Origin of the sequence: Bradyrhizobium sp. CB2312 (assembly GCF_029714425.1) — a bacterium.
Taxonomy (GTDB): Bacteria; Pseudomonadota; Alphaproteobacteria; order Rhizobiales; family Xanthobacteraceae; genus Bradyrhizobium.
The window spans coordinates 236,336-253,183 of record NZ_CP121668.1 but is presented as its reverse complement, the minus strand read 5'-3'; the positions used below and the strand labels follow the sequence as shown (position 1 = coordinate 253,183).

Here is a 16,848-nt window from a genome sequence, read left to right as displayed (position 1 = left end):
GAAAACCGCGTCCCGACCCGGTTTGGCTGGATGCTCTGGGAAAAATTGGAGCGGGCGAAGGGGCTCGAACCCTCGACCCCGACCTTGGCAAGGTCGTGCTCTACCACTGAGCTACACCCGCATCCTGTGTCGGCCGCGTGACGCGCCGGCAACGGCTGTCGTATGCCAAAAGCGGGAGGGGAATGCAACAGCTACCCGCGGCATAGATTGCTATCTTGAGGCCCCATATGGAGCCGAATGTGAGGCAAATCGACCGAAAACGGCCCGGAACCGCCGAATCGACCGCGATGGATTGAAATTCGGCCGTCCCGGCCCAATTTTAGCGCCGACACCACAGCATAAGAATCGGCGACGTGCTAAAGACCCGCCATTCCAGACATCAGACGAGGGAATCCCGTGACGATCATCGACCAGGGTAACGGAGCGGCGGGCCCGGCTGCGGCCGATCTGATCAAGGACACCACCACCCAGACCTTCGTGAAGGACGTCATCGAGGAATCGAAGCGCCAGCCGGTGCTGATCGACTTCTGGGCGGAGTGGTGCGGTCCCTGCAAGCAGCTCACCCCCGTGCTGGAAAAGGCGGTCAAGGCCGCCAGGGGCAAGGTCAAGCTGGTCAAGATGAACATCGACCAGCACCCGGCGATTCCGGGCCAGATGGGCATCCAGTCGATCCCGGCCGTGATCGCCTTCGTCAACGGCCAGCCCGCGGACGGCTTCATGGGCGCGGTGCCGGAAAGCCAGGTCAACGCCTTCATCGAGAAGCTGACCAAGGGCGTCACTGCGCCGGGCGAGCCCAACATCGCCGAGATCCTGCAGGAAGCCGAGGCTGTGCTCGCCGAGGGCGACGCCGCAGCGGCCGCGCAGATCTACGCCGAAGTGCTGCAGTACGATTCGACCAACATCCCCGCCCTTGCCGGTCTCGCCAAATGCTACGCCACGTCGGGCGCGATGGAGCAGGCCAAGCAGACGCTGGCCATGGTGCCGGAATCCAAGCGCAACGACCCCGCGGTGAAGGCCGTGCAGACCACGATCGAGCTCGCCGAACAGGCGGAGCAGCTCGGCCCGGTCGCCGAGCTCGAACAGAAAGTCGCCGCAAACCCGCTCGATCATCAGGCGCGGTTCGACCTTGCGACCGCGCTCAACGCCCAAGGCAACCGCACTGCGGCCACCGAGCAGCTGCTCGAGATCGTCAAGCGCGACCGCAAGTGGAACGATGACGGCGCCCGCAAGCAGCTGGTGCAGTTCTTCGAGGCCTGGGGCGGCACGGATGATGCAACCGTCGAGGGACGCAAGCGCTTGTCGACGATCCTGTTCTCGTAAGGCGCGATTATTGTTGGAGCATGATCTTGTCGGAAAACCGCTTCACACTTCGCGCTGACGCGGTCCTTCGGGTCCGGATCATCCTCTAGCGAGATCAGCGGGGACCAGATGCCGATCAACATCGAATATCGCGGGCCCGCCGACCTTCCGGAGATCATTCCGGTGTTTCCGTTGCCGGGCGCGCTGCTGCTGCCCCGCGGCCAGATGCCGCTCAACATCTTCGAGCCGCGCTATCTCGCGATGGTCGACGATGCGTTCCGCGACGGCCATCGCCTGATCGGCATGATCCAGCCTGACGTCGCACATTCGCCGAAGAATTCGGACAAGCCGGCGCTGTTCCGCGTCGGCTGCGTCGGCCGCATCACCCAGCTCGCCGAATCCGGCGACGGCCGCTACATCCTCGAGCTCACCGGCGTCTCGCGCTTCAAGGTGGTCGCGGAGCTGGAAGTGCTGACCGCCTACCGGCAATGCAAGGTGGATTTCTTCGCCTTCGTCGACGACTTCACCGCGCGCATGGGCGAAGAGGACGTCGACCGCGAGGCGCTGCTGTCCGTGCTGGCGGATTTCTTGAAAGCCAACAACCTCAAGGTCGACTGGGAAGGCGTCGAAAGCGCGCCCAACGAAGCGCTGGTCAACGCGCTGGCGATGATGTCGCCCTATGGCCCCGCGGAAAAGCAGGCCATGCTGGAGGCGCCGGACCTCAAGACCCGTGCCGAGATCTTGATCGCGGTCACCGAGATGGACCTCGCCAAGAAGCGCACCAGCGGCGATCCGCCGTTGCAGTGAGGGGCGGCTGAGCTTCCGCAAAGGTGGTGCGCTCCCTCCCCCGCCTGCGGGGGAGGGCTGGGGAGAGGGTCTCTCCGCACGCGAGAGCCCCCAAGAGGAGAAAGCCCTCACCCGCCGCGCTCTTCGAGCGCGTCGGCCTCTCCCGCAAGCGGGAGAGGCGAGCCCGCGGCCCGATCGCTCCAACTCAACTTCACTGATGATGCCGGATGCGCTTGCGGCCGGTGAACATCGCGCGGATCAGGTTCTCGCGTTGGAGGAGGCCCATCAGCACCACGCCCAATACATGGAGCACGACCAGCACGATGACTGCGTCCGATGAATAGTGATGGGTGTCCTCCACCCACCAGACGCCGAAGAAGGTGACCGTCACCGACATCGCGCCCGTGATCGTCGAGACGGCGAGCGACAGCAGCAGCGCCACCAGCATCAAGGTGCCGGCGGGATTTAGACCGATATAGCGGCCGGTGATGCCGCGGCGCAGATTCCAGAGATAGCGCGGGGCGGCACGGAGCCTGACGCCGACCATGCGGAAGCGCGAATAGCGGCTTCCCCAGACCCCCCAGACCAGACGGAAGGCGAGCAGCCCAAGCACCGTATAGCCGACAATGCGATGAACTCTGTCGTAGACGGTGGGCGTGAACCACGCGATCAGGATGCTGGCTGCGAAAGCCCAATGCCAGAGGCGAAGCGGGAGGTCCCAGACCGCGACCGTCCGCGATGCAGTCCGATCCGCGGGGGTCCTGTCGGACGCCCCGCGCGTTTTTGGCACCGCTTCGTCGATCAAGTCGGGACTATCCCTAAACCTTACTTGACGCCTATTACTTGGCGATCTTACTTGGCGATCGTGTGCTTCAGGCTGAGATCTTCCGGGCTGTAGAACAGCTCGTAGAGCTTGCCTTCCTTGACGCCGTAGACCTCATAGCACGAGCCTTCGACCTTGGAGCGCCGCACCTCGTAGCCGGCCGCCTTGGCCTTGGCTTCGGCTTCGCTGGCCGGCTTCCACGACGCCTTGTCGATCTTGGTGCAGTTCTTGAAACCGTCGGCCATCGCCGCCGAGCTCATGCCAATCCCGACCGTCAGTGCAATGGCAACAACACGAATGACCTTCACGAACGTCTCCTCCTTTGTCGTGGGCGCTGCGCGGACCGCGAAGCGGGACCGAAGGAAGCAAAGGAGATGATGAAGTCAATCCGGTTCGGGGCGTCCCGGCTTTAGAGTTATTCTAACGATCCGAAAAACATCAGCGCTCTCTGTAGCCAGACCACGCTCGGCGGGCTGCTGCGGCCTTACGCCTCACGTTTCAGGATGAATGGTCGGCCTCGCCAGTTTCGTCAGGCCGCATTTCGCATTCCCGGATCGTCGTGCTGGAGCCAGTCGGCCCAGGTAAGGCGTCCGCGGACGCCCTGGCTGACGACGAAACCCATGCCGCGCGCCTTCGTCTGCGAAAGACCGATCGGCAGTATCTTTCGGCGCAGCCTCCGCGCGTCCTGATACTGTCGTGCGAGGGTGACGAGATCGAGGTCCTCGGGGCCGCCAATCTCCGCGCGGTCGCCGTACTGCCCGTCAAACGCACAGGACACCACGTGTTCAGCGACGTCAGATGTATCGACGGGATTGAGCAGCGTTGCCGGCATCGGCCACACCGGGAGCCAGGCAAGGCCTGCGAGCAATTTTTCAAGCAGATAGTAGAACGGCATCGCGCGAACGACGGACCACGACAGCGCGGATGCCCGCACCAGCCGCTCGCCGGCGAGCTTGACCCGTGCATAGGGCAGAGTTGCCTCGTCGAGGCCGACGATCGAGACGTGAAGGAAGTGCCTCACCGCAGCCTTACCGCTGAGCGACAACAGACGCTCGGTGCCCTCGAGATCGACGGCGGAGGGCGACGTGAAGAAGTCGATCGGACGAACGCCACCCCCGCCGCGCGATCGGCGAATAGGTCGCCGCGTTGATCACGGTGTCCGCATCATGCAGCGCTTCCCGCAGCCCCGCGCCGGTGGCGAGGTCGCCGATCGCCCATTCGACATCAGATCGCGTGCCTCGCGATCGCGCAAGCACCCGGACAGGGCGTCCGTCGCGAACGAGACGATCGACGATATCCCGGCCAAGGTGGCCGGTGCCTCCGGTGACGAGTGTCAGCGTCATGCCTGAAGCTCCATCCGCTGCGCACCTCAATAGCCCGCAACCGCCAGCGCGACGACCGCGCTGAGCATCATCCAGCCGAAATGCCGGCCGCGCGTCGCCCATGCGTTGGCGCAAGCCGAAAAGCCGAACACGCAGGCCATGGTGACGACGATCCAGTGGCGTGCGGACTCCGAGCCCATCCAGGGCGTCGCGATCAACAGCACGCCGCCGCCGATCCAGGCGACGGTCGAGGCCTGCCAGACCAGGCGGATCAGGATGCGCAGCCGTTCCGGCTCGATCCGGGCGCGGGGAAAGACCTTGGCTTCACCAAGAAAGCCGTGAATGAGGGCCACGGCAATGGTCAGGACGCCGGCACACTGGAGCAAGAGATCACGCATCGATGCCTCCATACAGTCGTGTATGGTTGATTAGGCGCTGGCCCGCCGCCTGTCAATACACTAGTGTATGGTAGCTTTTTCGGAACCCAGACATGACCGAGCAGCTCTCCGCCGACGACTGGATCGATCAGGGCCTCAAGGCGCTGGCCAGGAGCGGTTTCACCGCGCTGAAGGCTGACCCGCTGGCGCGGGCCATGGGCGTGTCGCGCGGCAGCTTCTATTGGCATTTTGCCGATCTCGGCGCGTTCCACGCGGCCGTTCTGAAGCGCTGGCGCGAGATCGCGGCGGAGCAGATCATCGCCGATGTCGAGGCTGCCGCGGACGAGCCGCTCAAGGCGCTGCTGCGCAGGTCCTTTGGCGCACGGCTCGACCTGGAGCGCGCCGTGCGCAACTGGGCCGCGTTCGATGCGGCGGCACAAGGCGCGGTCCGCGCGATCGACCGCCGCAGGATCGACTACATCGAGGCGTTGCTCGGAAAGCGCGCCCTCGCACCGCCGACAGCGCAGGCGCGCGCGCAGATCCTGTACTGGACCTTTCTCGGCTTTGCGCTGTCAGGCACGCCGGTGCCGGCGACGCGGATCCAGGTCCTGATCGACGAGCTGCTGCTGATGGTCTCCGCGTAGATTGTTATTTTGACGCGTTTCTTGACGCGAACCGGTTCCCACTTTGGTCGAAAACGCTCTGGCGGACGCGATGGGCGGTGACGAATTTCTGTGCTAGAGGCAACCGACCGCCGGAGACCGAAATGAACGCGCCCACCGAACGCCCCGAAGCCAGTGTCGATCCCAAATTGCTGGAGATCCTGGTCTGCCCGCTGACCAAGGGTCCGCTGGAGTTTGACGCCGCAAAGCAGGAACTGATCTCGCGCAGCGCCAAGCTCGCTTATCCGATCCGCGACGGCATCCCGATCATGCTGCCGGAAGAGGCGCGGAAGATCGATTGAAGATTTTGTAGCGCGCGTGGCTCGGATGGCGCGATGGCCGCGCCACACACTCGGTGTCGTCCCCGCGAAGGCGGGGACCCATAACCACAGGAAGTGGTTTGGGGCGGACTGGTCACTCCGGGTCTTCGCAAAACTAATGCTGCGGCGTATGGGTCCCGGATCTGCGCTTCGCTTGTCCGGGACGACAGCGGAGCATGCCGCTACAACGCCTCGCCCTTCAACAGCCGCGGCACCTCGCCCGTCAGGCCGGCGGCCTGGCGGATGAAGAGGTTCTTCAGCGGCGGAGCGCGATCGACGAGGCCGAGGCCGATGTCGCGCACGGTGCGCAACAGCGTCGACTGGTTGGAGAACAGGAAGTTCAGCGAGTTGGTGGCAACGCCCATCGCCATGGTGTCGAAGCGGCGCCAGCGCTGGTAACGCTCGAGCACGTCACCGCCGCCGAGATCCATGCCGAGCCGTGCGGCATCGACGACGACCTCGGCCAGCGCGGCGACATCCTTCAGCCCCATGTTGAGACCCTGGCCCGCAATGGGGTGGATGACATGGGCGGAATCGCCGACCAGCGCGAGGCGCTCGGCGATGAAGGAGCGCGCGACGAAATAAGACAGCGGAAACGCGCGCGGCTTGTCGAGCGCCTTGACCTCGCCGAGATGCAGGCCAAAGCGCTGCTCGAGCTCGGCGTGGAATTCCTCATCGCTGAGCGCGATGATGCGCGCAGCCTCAGCTCGGCGCTCGGTCCACACCAGCGACGATCGCTTGCCCGAGAGCGGCAGGATCGCGAAGGGGCCCGCGGGCAGGAAGTGCTCTTCGGCGCGGCCCTCGTGGTCGCGCTCGTGACCGACGGTGACGACGATGCCGGACTGGTCATACTCCCAGCCATGGGTGGCGATGCCGGCGCGCTCGCGCAACTTCGATCTTGCGCCATCGGCGGCGACGAGGAGGCTGGCGGCGATGACGCTGCCGTCGCCGAGCGTGACGTCGATGCCATCGGGACGCGCGTCGTAGGACGACACCGTGGTGGCGCGCAGATCAATGCCCTCGGCCTCGGCGCGCACCACCAGCGCATCGATCAGCCGGCGGTTCTCGACCATATGCGCAAACGGCTCGCCCGGCGCGACATCGCCGACGAAATTCAGGAACACCGGACGGGTGGCGTCTTCCAGCTTGGAATCGGTGACCACCATGTCCAGGATCGGCTGGGCCTCGGCCCGGACGTCGTCCCAGGCGCCGATCACCTCGAACAGGCGGCGGCAGGCCGCCACGATCGCGGTCGCGCGGGGATCGCGGCTCGGCCGCGTGCTGAGCGCGGGGTCGGCGACGATGACGGGGATTTCCGGCCCGAGCCCCTGGCGCAGCGCCAGCGCCAGCGCAAGGCCCGCAAACGCGCCGCCGCCAATGACAATGCTACCCTGTACCGACATACGAAATTCCCGGCTTAAACCTTGGCCTTGCTAGCAGACTTGAGCTGGGCGAAACAGTGCGGTGAAACGAGGGCGGAACGGCCCGACTGTGTCATTCCGGGGCGCGACGAAGTCGCGAGCCCGGAATCCATAACCACGAGCCGGGGTTATGGATTCCGGGCCTGCGCCGTTCCAGCGCATCCCGGAATGACGATTTGAGAGAGTTGTGTGCATGTCCAAGAGCCTGATCGACCTGATCTCGATCCTCGACCTCGAACAGCTCGAGGTAAATCTGTTCCGGGGCAACAGCCCGAAGACGAGCTGGCAGCGGGTGTTCGGCGGCCAGGTGATCGGGCAGGCGATGGTCGCGGCCTGCCGCACCGTCGAGGGGCGGCTGCCGCACTCGCTGCATTGCTATTTCATCCTGCCGGGCGACCCGCAGATTCCGATCATCTACCAGGTCGAACGCCTGCGCGACGGCAAGAGCTATTCGACGCGGCGCGTCACCGCGATCCAGCACGGCAACGCGATCTTCTCGATCATGGTCTCGTTCCATACCGATGAAGAGACCACCTTCGATCATCAGGACAAGATGCCCGAGGTGCCGCCGCCGGAGAAGCTCACGGCGGAGGAGGTGGCGAAACAGCCGATGTTCCGCGAGATGCCGGAGTTCATCCGCCGCTACTACGAATCCGATCGTCCGATCGAGCTGCGCCCGGTCGAGCTCGGCCGTTATTTCGGCCAGAAGATCGAGGACGGCCGCATCCACGTCTGGATCAGGACCGCGGCGAAGCTGCCGGACGATCCGGCGCTGCACATGTGCGCGCTCGCCTATGCGTCCGACTTCTCGCTGCTGGATGCGATCATGGCGCGCTATGGCCGCACGCTGTTCGACAAACGCATGATGCCGGCGAGCCTCGATCACGCGATGTGGTTTCACCGCCCGTTCCGCGCCGACGAATGGCTGCTCTACGCCCAGGATTCGCCGAGCGCGCAATCAGGCCGCGGCCTGACCCGGGGCTCGATCTTCAAGCCGGACGGCACGCTGGTGGCCTCCGTCGCGCAGGAAGGCTCGGTGCGCGAGCGGAGGAGCTGACAGCTCCAGACGCGGTGAACCGCGCCTGGAGCTTTTCGGATCAGGCTCCGAGCGACCCGCGCGGCACCAGCTCGGTCTGCGATGCGAACCAGTTCATGATCCAGCGATACACCCACGGGATCGGGATGATGAGGCTGCACAGGATCGCTGCCACGATTCCGCGCCAGAGGATCCCGAGGCCGCTGCCCTTGAAGACGATCTCGCGGCGCGTGCCTTCGACGCTGCGGCAGAACCAGCGCATCTGGGCCGCGGCGACCCAGGCCCAGCCGATGATGGTGATGATCGAGATCGCAAACAGCAGATTCCAGCCGATATAGGCCCAGACCGAGCCGGAGAAGCTGAGACCGAGCGGCTGCCCGTTGGAGGCGAGGTTCGCGACCATCCATTTGATCAGGAGCCAGTAGAGCACGATCTGCGCGATGAACAGCAAATTGCTCAAGAGCTGGCTGCCGATGTAGCCGATCACGATCGCCAGCACGATGAAGCCGAAGAACCATGGCACCAGCGTCATCGCGTTGCCGGTGAAGCTGAGGTTCGGACGTCCCGGGACCTTCACGCAGGACACGATCCATTTCGTGTACCAGACGAACACCCACGGGATCGGGATGATGAAGCACGAGGCGATCACCATCACGATCGTTCGCCAGGTGAACTCGAGGATGCCGAAATCGACCGCGAGTGCTCCGCCGGCGCCGGCGCCGCCGCCAGCATAAGCTCCGCCACCCATCATCGGCGGTCCGCCGGCCGGCATCATCGGCGGCGCACCGCCGCCGCCGATGATGCCGGGAATTTCGGCGGCCTTCTGCCAGCCGGCCATGCCCTCGGACCAAACCAGCGTGTCCGGGCGCACGACGCCTTGCGCGATCAGATCGCGGAATTGGCCCTCCGGAAAGGGCCCCTGCTGCTTGCCCTCGGCCGCGTAAAACCAACTCGCCATGAAGCGTCCCCCCAAAATACTTATGTACCGCTCGACAGGCGCAGGTTCACCGCATCCATGCCCAAAATGCATTGTGAATTATGAACGGCTGCCCTGTACAGAGGCGGCCGTTCACATGGCCAAACGTTTTTCCGCTTCAATCTGCAACTTTTTTATGCCATTTGCCCGGAAAGATGCCAGATTGACGCAGCGCCGGGGACATACGGCGCGGCGCATCCCGGGGAATAGGCCTGACCATGAAACTCGTCGTCGCGATTATCAAACCCTTCAAGCTCGATGAGGTCCGCCAGGCCCTGACGGCGATCGGCGTCCACGGCATGACTGTCACCGAGGTGAAGGGCTACGGCCGCCAGAAAGGCCACACCGAGATCTATCGCGGCGCCGAATATGTCGTGAACTTCCTGCCGAAGCTGCGGATCGAGATCGCGGTCGCCTCCGACATCGCCGACAAGGCGGTCGGCGTCATCACCGCGTCCGCGCGCACGGGTCAGATCGGCGACGGCAAGATCTTCGTCACGCCGATCGACCATGCGCTGCGCATCCGCACCGGCGAGACCGACAGCGACGCGCTTTAAGATTTTTGTTTTGACGCGTTTTCTTCACGCGAACCGGTATCCACTTCGCTTGAAAACGCTTTGAACCTTCTTCGATCGCACCGGGCAACGACGCCACAGCGTGCGACGCCAATTTGATGCCGGGGGAAATGACATGGCGGGATTGTTGCGCCGCGCAGCCACTTTGGCTGCGCCGATGGGATTTGTGTCCGCTTTGGCTGCGCCGGCACATGCGGCAAGCTCCGAGATCAACACCGCCGACACCGCCTGGATGATCGTCGCCACCGCGCTGGTGCTGATGATGACGATCCCGGGGCTGGCGCTGTTCTACTCCGGCATGGTGCGCAAGAAGAACGTGCTCGCGACCATGGCGCAGAGCCTCGCCGCGGTGACGCTGATCTCCATTCTCTGGGTCGCGTTCGGCTATTCGCTGTGCTTCGTAGGCGACGGCCCGTGGATCGGCTCGCTCGACCGCTGGTTCCTCGCCGGCATGACCATGGACAGCGTCAATCCAGCCGCAAAGACGATCCCGGAATCGCTGTTCATGCTGTACCAGATGACGTTCGCGATCATCACGGTGGCGCTGGTCGCGGGCTCGGTCGCCGACCGCATGCGGTTCTCCGCTTATCTGATGTTCTCCGTTGCCTGGTTCATCTTCGTCTACATTCCGCTCGCGCATTGGATCTGGGGCGGCGGCTTCCTCAACAGCATGGGCGTGCTGGATTTCGCCGGCGGCCTCGTTGTGCATCTGTCGGCCGGCACCGCCGGCCTCGTCGCCGCCAAGGTGATGGGACGCCGCCACGGCTACGGCAGCGAAAATCTCTCGCCGTTCGATCTGTCGCTCGCGGTGATGGGCACCGGCCTGTTGTGGGTCGGCTGGTTCGGTTTCAACGGCGGCTCGGCGGGCGCAGCCAATTCGCGCGCGGTGATGGCGATCATCGCGACGCATCTTGCTGCCTGCTCCGGCGCGCTGACCTGGGGCGCGATCGAATGGTCGACCCGGCGCAAGCCCTCAGTGCTCGGCATGATCTCTGGCGCGGTCGCGGGCCTCGGCACCATCACGCCGGCCTCCGGCTTCGTCGCGCCGTGGCACGGCATCGTCATCGGCATCGCCGCCGGCGCGATTTGCTATTGGGCCTGCACCTGGCTCAAGCACCGCTTCAACTATGACGACTCCCTCGACGTGTTCGGCGTCCACGGCATCGGCGGACTGACCGGCACTCTGCTCGCCGGCGTGTTCGCGACCAGCGCGATCGGCGGCACCGCCGGCCTGATCGAGGGCCATCCGCAGCAGCTGCTGATCCAGCTCTACGGCGTCGCGGTCACCTTCGTCTGGGCGGCCGGCGTGAGCTTCGTCCTGCTCAAGCTGGTCGCCCTGTTCGTGCCCCTGCGCGTGTCGCGTGAGCAGGAGCTCGAGGGTCTCGACATCACCCAGCACGGCGAAGCTTTGCAGTAATCCGGGCTTGCGCAACACATAAGTAAATGCTTATGTGTTGCCATGATCGAAGCCGACATCTTCAAGGCGCTGGCCGACCCGACCCGCCGCAAGGTCTTTGAGAAACTCGCCGGCGGAAGCCTCAATGCCAGCGCTTTGCGCGACGGATTGGAGATCAGCCAGCCGGCGATGTCGCAGCATCTTTCGGTGCTGCGTGCGGCAGGGCTCGTCCGCGAGCAGCGGCAAGGCCGCTTTGTGAACTACGAAGTCGATCCGGACGGGATCGCCGCCATCGGGACATGGCTCGCGCGCTACCGCGCCTACTGGCCGAAGCGCATGGAAGTACTCGCCGATCTCTTGAAGGACATGGATCAATAAAGACTTGGATCAATAGAACCTGGACCAATAAGGACCTGGATCAATAAGGACCTGGATCAATGAGCGACGCCGTGAAGCCTGATCGTCCCGACGCAAAGCTCGTGCTCGAATATGATTTCGATGCGCCGCCGGCAAAGGTCTGGCGCGCCGTCACCATTCCTGAATTGCGCGAGCGCTGGCTGCCGGATTGCGACCTTGCGGGCGCCGAGCCGGAATCAGCGATCCCTGGCGAAGAGGTGCGCTACCGGCTTCGCGATTCCGAACCGCCGTTTCGCGAAAGCCACGTCATTTTCCGGATCGAACCGAACGAGGACGGCGGCACCCGCTTTCGCATCATCCAGCAGGCCTGCGACGATCGCATCAAGCTGCCGCAGCCGGCCAACAGCAATTGCTGCCTGATGCGCGCGGCGGCCTGACACCAACAACCACTTCATCACCTGCAGACACGGAGGTCGCCGATGCGCGACATGCTTCAGCTCGTCCCTATGGTCGTCGAACAATCCGCGCGCGGCGAACGATCCTTCGACATCTATTCGCGGCTGCTGCGTGAGCGCATCATCTTCCTCAACGGCGAGGTCAATGACGCGATGTCGGGCCTCGTCTGCGCGCAGCTGCTGTTCCTGGAGGCGGAGAATCCGAGCCGGCCGATCAATCTCTACATCAACTCCTACGGCGGCGTGGTCACCTCTGGACTTGCGATGTACGACACCATGCAGTTCATCAAGGCGCCGGTCCATACGCTGTGCATGGGCACCGCGCGCTCGATGGGCTCGTTCCTGCTGATGGCCGGCGAACCCGGTCACCGCGCCGCCTTGCCCAACGCAAGCCTTCACGTGCATCAGCCGCTCGGCGGCTTTCAGGGCCAGGCGTCCGACGTCCTGATCCATGCCAACGAGATGCAGGAAACCAAGCGGCGCCTCATCCGGCTCTATGCGCAGCATTGTGGACGCTCCGAGGCGGAGGTGGAACGGACCCTGGACCGCGATCACTTCATGACCGCGCAGCAAGGCGTCGAATGGGGATTGATCGATCGGGTTTTTGCAGCGCGCGATGCGGCCTGACGCTCCGCCCGCGGCCGCTCAACTGCATGATCGGTTACGCGTATCCCGTGGGCACCAGCGCCAAAGGCTCGATATTTTGCGGCCGAGGGCGACCCCTGACCCCCTAAGCTGATACCTTTCGGCTGCCCGACACGTGAGCAACATTGTGTCGGCAGCCTGTCGTGCTCGCATTTTGAGCAGACCTGACCACGTTTTGAGCGCGACGTAATAGCGCACTGCAGCGCAATACGCGTCGAGCGCGAAAACACCCGCTTTCATAGTCCGTTAGGCAATGCGCCCGATCTGGCACGGCATTTGATTCTAAGGGTCCCGGCTGTGCCCGCGTAGTGAAACTTCTCCCTCGTGGCGAACCAGTCGAGAAACGCCCGGCCACGTCCGGACCGGGCTCAAGCGGGGATAGGACCCATGAAAATTGTTATGGCGATTATCAAGCCATTCAAGCTGGAAGAAGTCCGTGACGCCCTGACCGCCATTGGCGTTCACGGACTCACGGTGACGGAAGTCAAGGGATATGGCCGTCAGAAGGGCCATACGGAAATCTATCGCGGGGCCGAATATGCCGTGAGCTTCCTGCCCAAGATCAAGATCGAGGTCGCTGTCGCGTCCGACCAGGTCGACAAGACCATCGACGCCATCACGTCCGCGGCGAAAACCGGACAGATCGGCGACGGCAAGATCTTCGTCATCAGTCTCGACCATGCGGTTCGCATCCGCACCGGCGAGGCCGACGCCGCGGCCCTTTGATTTCGCGCTCAACCTTATCGAATCAGGAGTGAATAAAATGACGTTTAAGCGTCCCTATGGCGCGGGATTGGCGGCTCTCGCAGTCGGCCTGTTCGCTGCGACCGCAGCCTACGCCGAGCCAACGGTCAACAAGGGAGACAACGCCTGGATGCTGACATCGACAGTGTTGGTGCTGTTGATGACGATCCCCGGCCTCGCGCTGTTCTACGGCGGTCTCGTCCGTTCCAAGAACATGCTCTCGGTGCTGATGCAGGTGTTCTACACCGTCTGCGTCGTCACCGTGATCTGGGCCGTGTACGGCTACAGCCTCGCCTTCACCGGCGGGTCCGACTTCATCGGCGGCTTCTCCAAGGCCTTCATGATGGGTGTCACCACCGACTCGAAGGCCGCGACCTTCTCGGTCGACGCCAACATCTCGGAGCTCATCTACATGTGCTTCCAGATGACCTTCGCGGCGATCACGCCCGCCCTCATCGTCGGCGCCTTCGCCGAGCGCATGAAGTTCTCGGCGATCGCGCTCTTCATCCCGCTCTGGGTCACGCTGATCTACTTCCCGATCGCGCACATGGTCTGGTACTGGCCCGGCCCGGACGCGATCCAGGATGCGGCCAAGGCTCTTGCTGCTGCGGGTGACGCGGCGGCGAAGACCGCGGCGCAGGCCAAGCTCGACGAGATCAACGCCGATGCTGGCTGGATCTTCAAGAAGGGCGCCATCGACTTCGCGGGCGGCACCGTGGTGCACATCAACGCGGGCATCGCAGGTCTCGTCGGCGCTCTCCTGATCGGCAAGCGCGTCGGCTACGGCAAGGAGCTGATGGCTCCGCACTCGCTGACCATGTCGATGATCGGCGCCTCGCTGCTCTGGGTCGGCTGGTTCGGCTTCAACGCCGGCTCCAACCTCGAAGCCAACGGCGGCGCCGCCCTCGCCATGACCAACTCCTTCGTCGCCACCGCAGCCGCCGCGCTGTCGTGGATGTTCGCGGAGTGGATCGTGAAGGGTCACCCGTCGGTGCTCGGCGTCATCTCCGGCGCTGTCGCGGGCCTCGTGGCCGTCACGCCTGCCGCCGGCTACTCCGGCGTCATGGGCGCGATCGTCCTCGGTCTCGTGGTCGGCGTGGTCTGCCTGTTCTTCTGCACCGTCGTGAAGAACGCGATCGGCTACGATGACAGCCTCGACGTGTTCGGCGTGCACTGCATCGGCGGCATCGTCGGCGCTCTCGGCACCGGCATCCTCGTCAACCCCGCTCTCGGCGGCGCCGGCATCATCGACTACACCGCGATCCCGCCGAAGGTTGCCGATTACGACTTCGCGGCGCAGATGCTCTCGCAGGCCTGGGGCGTCTGCACCACGCTGGTGTGGTCGGGCGTCGGTTCGGCGATCCTCTACAAGGTCGTCGACGTGATCGTTGGCCTCCGCGCCAATGTCGAGAGCGAGCGCGAAGGCCTCGACATCACCGAGCACACCGAGCGCGCCTACAACATGTAACCTCTCCTCCCGGGCGCGGCCTCCTCGGGGACCGCGCCCACAACTACGGTTTGGGCACATACCCGGCAATGCCCCGACCGTTGAGGGGCTCCAGCGCAAGTTGGAGCCCCTTTCTTTTTGTCTTTCCGCGCATTCTTTTTGGCAGGCGCGCAAAAGAAAAGGATTGCCATTCCGGATTGCCGGCGCAGAAATATCGACCACAACAAACAACAAGCCGGGAGGTCGTCATGCGTTTGGAAGGCGGATGCTATTGCGGCGAAGTGCGCTATGTGGCCGAGGGCGATCCGATGATGCAGGCCCAATGTCATTGCCGCGAGTGCCAGTACATCTCGGGCGGGGCGCCCAACACCTTCATCGCGATGCCGGCGGCCGGCTTCCACTACATCACCGGAGAGCCCAAGCAGTTCACGCGCAAGGACCTCGAGCACGCCGTGACGCGCGAATTCTGCGCCGAATGCGGCACGCATCTGGTGACCAGCGTGCCGGGCCTGCCCGCCGCGGTCCTGAAGGTCGGCACCCTGGACGAGCCCGCCCAGTTCCAACCGCAGATGGCGATCTACACCTGCGACAAGCAGGAGTTCCACGCGATCCCCGCAGGCATGAAGACATTCGAGAAGCTGCCGGGGCATTAAATGCTCCGACATCGCAAAGCTCGTCACGCCCGGGCTTGTCCCGGGCATCCACGTTCTTGGACGCCACCGGAAAGGCCGTGGATGGCCGGGACAGGCCCGGCCATGACGTCGCTGAAACATTCACGTCCCTGGCAAGAGCATGATCAAGCTCCGAAAACCGCCTGGGAGCCGGCAATGCATCCCGTTGTTATCCGGTCTCATTATTCCCGCTCTGGACGGAGGCGGCGGCCGATGGTTAATCGCGTCTTAACCTCGCCCTATCTATGGTGAACTGAACCGCTTCCCGTCGGCGCTTTCGTGCGACCGGCTGTTCCAAGAGTACTGGCGCCCAACGAATGGCTCTGACCGCTTCATCCCGTGCGCCGCAGGGCGGTGGTAGCTCCGATTCCGCACGCTCGCCCTTCGTCCGGCTCAACGAGCTTCTGGCGCCGCATCAACCCGGCAAGCCCTTGATTTCGCTCGCGGTCGGCGAGCCGCAGCATCCGGTGCCTGACTTCGTCGGCCCAGTCCTGGCAAAGCACATCGCCGATTTCGGCCGTTACCCGATGAACCAGGGCACCGAGCCGTTCCGCAACGCTGCGAGCGCCTGGCTGTCGTCGCGCTTCAAGCTGCCGCGCGCGCTCGACCCCAAGACCGAAATTCTCGTCCTCAATGGCAGCCGGGAAGGGCTGTTCCTCGCTGCGATCGCAGCGGCGCGCTATGTCGGCCCGAAGCCCGGCAAGCCGGCGATCCTGATGCCGAACCCGTTCTATCCGGTCTATGGCGCCGGCGCGGGCGCCGCAGCCTGCGAGCCGGTCTATCTGCCGACCACCGTCGAGAACGGCTTCCTGCCCGATCTCGACGCCATCGACGAAGCGACGCTGGCGCGCACCGTGGCGTTCTATCTGGCGTCGCCTGCCAATCCGCAGGGTTCGGTCGCCAAGCCCGATTATTTCAGGCGGCTGAAGCAACTCGCCGACCGCTACAACTTCATGATCCTCAGCGACGAGTGCTATTCGGAGATCTACACCCGCGAGGCGCCGGGCAGCGCGCTCGAATGCGCGGGTGCCGACTTCACCCGCGTGGCTGCGTTCCAGTCGCTGTCGAAGCGCTCCAATTTGCCCGGCCTGCGCGTCGGCTTCGCCGCCGGCGACAAGAAGTTCATCGGCATGTTCCTGGAGTTGCGCAACATCGCGGCGCCCCAGGTGCCGGTGCCGCTGCAGCATGTCGCGACCGTTGCCTATGGCGACGAGGCGCATGTCGAGGAGAACCGCAGGCTCTACCGGATCAAGTTCGATCTCGCCGACCAGATCATCGGCAATCGCTACGGCTATCGCCGGCCCGACGCCGGCTTCTGCGTCTGGCTCAACACGTCCGAGATCGGTGACGACGTCTCGGTGACGCTGAAGCTGTTTAAGGAAGCCGGCGTGCGCGTGGTGCCCGGCTCCTATCTGGCGCGGCTTCAACCTGACGGCTTCAATCCCGGTGCCGGCTACATTCGCTTGGCGCTGGTGCAGGATAGCGAGACCACGGCGCAGGCGCTGCACCGGCTGGTCGAGACTCTGGGTTAGGCGG

21 protein-coding genes and 1 tRNA gene are annotated in these 16,848 nt (G+C 64.3%); 14 read left to right on the top strand and 8 right to left on the bottom strand.

Annotated elements, in window-relative coordinates; all coding sequences use genetic code 11:
• Window positions 1-46: 46 nt before the first annotated feature.
• Window positions 47-121, bottom strand: a tRNA-Gly gene (locus tag QA642_RS01225).
• 275 nt (window positions 122-396) lie between these two features.
• Here QA642_RS01225 and trxA point away from each other — a divergent pair.
• Both trxA and QA642_RS01215 read left to right on the top strand, forming a co-directional pair.
• Window positions 397-1,320, top strand: a complete 924-nt coding sequence (gene trxA, locus QA642_RS01220) for a thioredoxin (protein ID WP_283083020.1) — start codon at window positions 397-399, stop codon at window positions 1,318-1,320.
• A 108-nt stretch (window positions 1,321-1,428) separates the two neighbouring features.
• Window positions 1,429-2,106 (top strand): LON peptidase substrate-binding domain-containing protein, encoded by a 678-nt coding sequence (locus tag QA642_RS01215; RefSeq protein ID WP_283083019.1) that lies wholly within the window; start codon window positions 1,429-1,431, stop codon window positions 2,104-2,106.
• Window positions 2,107-2,296: 190 nt separating this feature from the next.
• Here the strand turns inward: QA642_RS01215 and QA642_RS01210 are convergent, their stop codons facing one another.
• From QA642_RS01210 to QA642_RS01190, 5 genes are all read right to left on the bottom strand, one after another.
• The gene (locus tag QA642_RS01210; RefSeq protein ID WP_283083018.1) at window positions 2,297-2,890 is read right to left on the bottom strand and encodes a cytochrome b/b6 domain-containing protein; all 594 of its coding nucleotides are present in this window, start codon (window positions 2,888-2,890) and stop codon (window positions 2,297-2,299) included.
• A 47-nt stretch (window positions 2,891-2,937) separates the two neighbouring features.
• Window positions 2,938-3,216 carry a PepSY domain-containing protein gene (locus QA642_RS01205; RefSeq protein ID WP_235542043.1) on the bottom strand — a complete coding sequence of 93 codons (279 nt, stop codon included), beginning with the start codon at window positions 3,214-3,216 and terminating at the stop codon, window positions 2,938-2,940.
• A gap of 221 nt (window positions 3,217-3,437) precedes the next feature.
• Window positions 3,438-3,953, bottom strand: a complete 516-nt coding sequence (locus QA642_RS01200) for a hypothetical protein (RefSeq protein WP_283083017.1) — start codon at window positions 3,951-3,953, stop codon at window positions 3,438-3,440.
• Window positions 3,937-4,251 carry an NAD-dependent epimerase/dehydratase family protein gene (locus QA642_RS01195; protein ID WP_283083016.1) on the bottom strand — a complete coding sequence of 105 codons (315 nt, stop codon included), beginning with the start codon at window positions 4,249-4,251 and terminating at the stop codon, window positions 3,937-3,939. The genes QA642_RS01200 and QA642_RS01195 overlap by 17 nt, the downstream gene beginning before the upstream one ends.
• A gap of 26 nt (window positions 4,252-4,277) precedes the next feature.
• Complete coding sequence (locus QA642_RS01190; protein ID WP_283083015.1) at window positions 4,278-4,628, bottom strand: hypothetical protein; 351 nt, start codon at window positions 4,626-4,628, stop codon at window positions 4,278-4,280.
• Between the two features lie 92 nt (window positions 4,629-4,720).
• Between QA642_RS01190 and QA642_RS01185 the strand changes: the two genes are divergently transcribed.
• Window positions 4,721-5,251 (top strand): TetR/AcrR family transcriptional regulator, encoded by a 531-nt coding sequence (locus tag QA642_RS01185; RefSeq protein WP_283083014.1) that lies wholly within the window; start codon window positions 4,721-4,723, stop codon window positions 5,249-5,251.
• Between the two features lie 122 nt (window positions 5,252-5,373).
• Window positions 5,374-5,571, top strand: a complete 198-nt coding sequence (locus tag QA642_RS01180; protein ID WP_018459670.1) for a Trm112 family protein — start codon at window positions 5,374-5,376, stop codon at window positions 5,569-5,571.
• A gap of 200 nt (window positions 5,572-5,771) precedes the next feature.
• On the opposite strand, the gene QA642_RS01175 is transcribed toward QA642_RS01180, so the two are convergent.
• Window positions 5,772-6,992 carry a ubiquinone biosynthesis hydroxylase gene (locus tag QA642_RS01175; RefSeq protein ID WP_283083013.1) on the bottom strand — a complete coding sequence of 407 codons (1,221 nt, stop codon included), beginning with the start codon at window positions 6,990-6,992 and terminating at the stop codon, window positions 5,772-5,774.
• Window positions 6,993-7,203: 211 nt separating this feature from the next.
• On the opposite strand from QA642_RS01175, the gene tesB reads away from it, so the two are divergent.
• Window positions 7,204-8,067: an acyl-CoA thioesterase II gene (tesB, locus tag QA642_RS01170; protein ID WP_283083012.1), complete on the top strand. Its 864-nt coding sequence runs from the start codon at window positions 7,204-7,206 to the stop codon at window positions 8,065-8,067.
• 40 nt (window positions 8,068-8,107) lie between these two features.
• Here tesB and QA642_RS01165 read toward each other — a convergent pair whose 3' ends face one another.
• Window positions 8,108-9,004 (bottom strand): DUF4339 domain-containing protein, encoded by an 897-nt coding sequence (locus QA642_RS01165; RefSeq protein ID WP_283083011.1) that lies wholly within the window; start codon window positions 9,002-9,004, stop codon window positions 8,108-8,110.
• Between the two features lie 236 nt (window positions 9,005-9,240).
• Here QA642_RS01165 and QA642_RS01160 point away from each other — a divergent pair, with 236 nt between their 5' ends.
• The 9 genes from QA642_RS01160 to QA642_RS01120 all read left to right on the top strand — a co-directional run bounded on the left by QA642_RS01160 (window position 9,241) and on the right by QA642_RS01120 (window position 16,844).
• Window positions 9,241-9,579, top strand: coding sequence for a P-II family nitrogen regulator (locus QA642_RS01160; RefSeq protein ID WP_027535359.1), 339 nt, complete (start codon window positions 9,241-9,243; stop codon window positions 9,577-9,579).
• A gap of 133 nt (window positions 9,580-9,712) precedes the next feature.
• Window positions 9,713-11,014: an ammonium transporter gene (locus QA642_RS01155; protein ID WP_283083010.1), complete on the top strand. Its 1,302-nt coding sequence runs from the start codon at window positions 9,713-9,715 to the stop codon at window positions 11,012-11,014.
• Between the two features lie 42 nt (window positions 11,015-11,056).
• Window positions 11,057-11,371 (top strand): metalloregulator ArsR/SmtB family transcription factor, encoded by a 315-nt coding sequence (locus tag QA642_RS01150; protein WP_283083009.1) that lies wholly within the window; start codon window positions 11,057-11,059, stop codon window positions 11,369-11,371.
• A gap of 59 nt (window positions 11,372-11,430) precedes the next feature.
• Window positions 11,431-11,787, top strand: coding sequence for an SRPBCC domain-containing protein (locus QA642_RS01145; protein WP_283083008.1), 357 nt, complete (start codon window positions 11,431-11,433; stop codon window positions 11,785-11,787).
• 42 nt (window positions 11,788-11,829) lie between these two features.
• Window positions 11,830-12,432, top strand: coding sequence for an ATP-dependent Clp protease proteolytic subunit (locus QA642_RS01140; protein ID WP_092211597.1), 603 nt, complete (start codon window positions 11,830-11,832; stop codon window positions 12,430-12,432).
• A 405-nt stretch (window positions 12,433-12,837) separates the two neighbouring features.
• Entirely contained in the window at window positions 12,838-13,176 is a 339-nt protein-coding gene (locus tag QA642_RS01135) for a P-II family nitrogen regulator (RefSeq protein WP_027525082.1), read from the top strand.
• 37 nt (window positions 13,177-13,213) lie between these two features.
• On the top strand, window positions 13,214-14,662 hold the full coding sequence (locus QA642_RS01130; RefSeq protein WP_283083007.1) for an ammonium transporter: 1,449 nt from the start codon (window positions 13,214-13,216) through the stop codon (window positions 14,660-14,662).
• A 227-nt stretch (window positions 14,663-14,889) separates the two neighbouring features.
• Window positions 14,890-15,294 (top strand): GFA family protein, encoded by a 405-nt coding sequence (locus QA642_RS01125; protein ID WP_283083006.1) that lies wholly within the window; start codon window positions 14,890-14,892, stop codon window positions 15,292-15,294.
• 335 nt (window positions 15,295-15,629) lie between these two features.
• On the top strand, window positions 15,630-16,844 hold the full coding sequence (locus QA642_RS01120) for an aminotransferase class I/II-fold pyridoxal phosphate-dependent enzyme (RefSeq protein ID WP_283083005.1): 1,215 nt from the start codon (window positions 15,630-15,632) through the stop codon (window positions 16,842-16,844).
• The last annotated feature ends 4 nt before the right edge of the window (window positions 16,845-16,848 follow it).

What these genes read in the sequence shown, in the direction of transcription:
- QA642_RS01215 (WP_283083019.1), top strand. Translation starts at nt 1,429, where the DNA reads ATGCCGATCAACATCGAATATCGCGGGCCCGCCGACCTTCCGGAGATC.
- QA642_RS01195 (WP_283083016.1), bottom strand. Translation starts at nt 4,251, where the DNA reads ATGACGCTGACACTCGTCACCGGAGGCACCGGCCACCTTGGCCGGGAT.
- QA642_RS01190 (WP_283083015.1), bottom strand. Translation starts at nt 4,628, where the DNA reads ATGCGTGATCTCTTGCTCCAGTGTGCCGGCGTCCTGACCATTGCCGTG.
- QA642_RS01185 (WP_283083014.1), top strand. Translation starts at nt 4,721, where the DNA reads ATGACCGAGCAGCTCTCCGCCGACGACTGGATCGATCAGGGCCTCAAG.
- QA642_RS01180 (WP_018459670.1), top strand. Translation starts at nt 5,374, where the DNA reads ATGAACGCGCCCACCGAACGCCCCGAAGCCAGTGTCGATCCCAAATTG.
- QA642_RS01175 (WP_283083013.1), bottom strand. Translation starts at nt 6,992, where the DNA reads ATGTCGGTACAGGGTAGCATTGTCATTGGCGGCGGCGCGTTTGCGGGC.
- tesB (WP_283083012.1), top strand. Translation starts at nt 7,204, where the DNA reads ATGTCCAAGAGCCTGATCGACCTGATCTCGATCCTCGACCTCGAACAG.
- QA642_RS01165 (WP_283083011.1), bottom strand. Translation starts at nt 9,004, where the DNA reads ATGGCGAGTTGGTTTTACGCGGCCGAGGGCAAGCAGCAGGGGCCCTTT.
- QA642_RS01160 (WP_027535359.1), top strand. Translation starts at nt 9,241, where the DNA reads ATGAAACTCGTCGTCGCGATTATCAAACCCTTCAAGCTCGATGAGGTC.
- QA642_RS01155 (WP_283083010.1), top strand. Translation starts at nt 9,713, where the DNA reads ATGGCGGGATTGTTGCGCCGCGCAGCCACTTTGGCTGCGCCGATGGGA.
- QA642_RS01150 (WP_283083009.1), top strand. Translation starts at nt 11,057, where the DNA reads ATGATCGAAGCCGACATCTTCAAGGCGCTGGCCGACCCGACCCGCCGC.
- QA642_RS01145 (WP_283083008.1), top strand. Translation starts at nt 11,431, where the DNA reads ATGAGCGACGCCGTGAAGCCTGATCGTCCCGACGCAAAGCTCGTGCTC.
- QA642_RS01140 (WP_092211597.1), top strand. Translation starts at nt 11,830, where the DNA reads ATGCGCGACATGCTTCAGCTCGTCCCTATGGTCGTCGAACAATCCGCG.
- QA642_RS01135 (WP_027525082.1), top strand. Translation starts at nt 12,838, where the DNA reads ATGAAAATTGTTATGGCGATTATCAAGCCATTCAAGCTGGAAGAAGTC.
- QA642_RS01130 (WP_283083007.1), top strand. Translation starts at nt 13,214, where the DNA reads ATGACGTTTAAGCGTCCCTATGGCGCGGGATTGGCGGCTCTCGCAGTC.
- QA642_RS01125 (WP_283083006.1), top strand. Translation starts at nt 14,890, where the DNA reads ATGCGTTTGGAAGGCGGATGCTATTGCGGCGAAGTGCGCTATGTGGCC.
- QA642_RS01120 (WP_283083005.1), top strand. Translation starts at nt 15,630, where the DNA reads ATGGCTCTGACCGCTTCATCCCGTGCGCCGCAGGGCGGTGGTAGCTCC.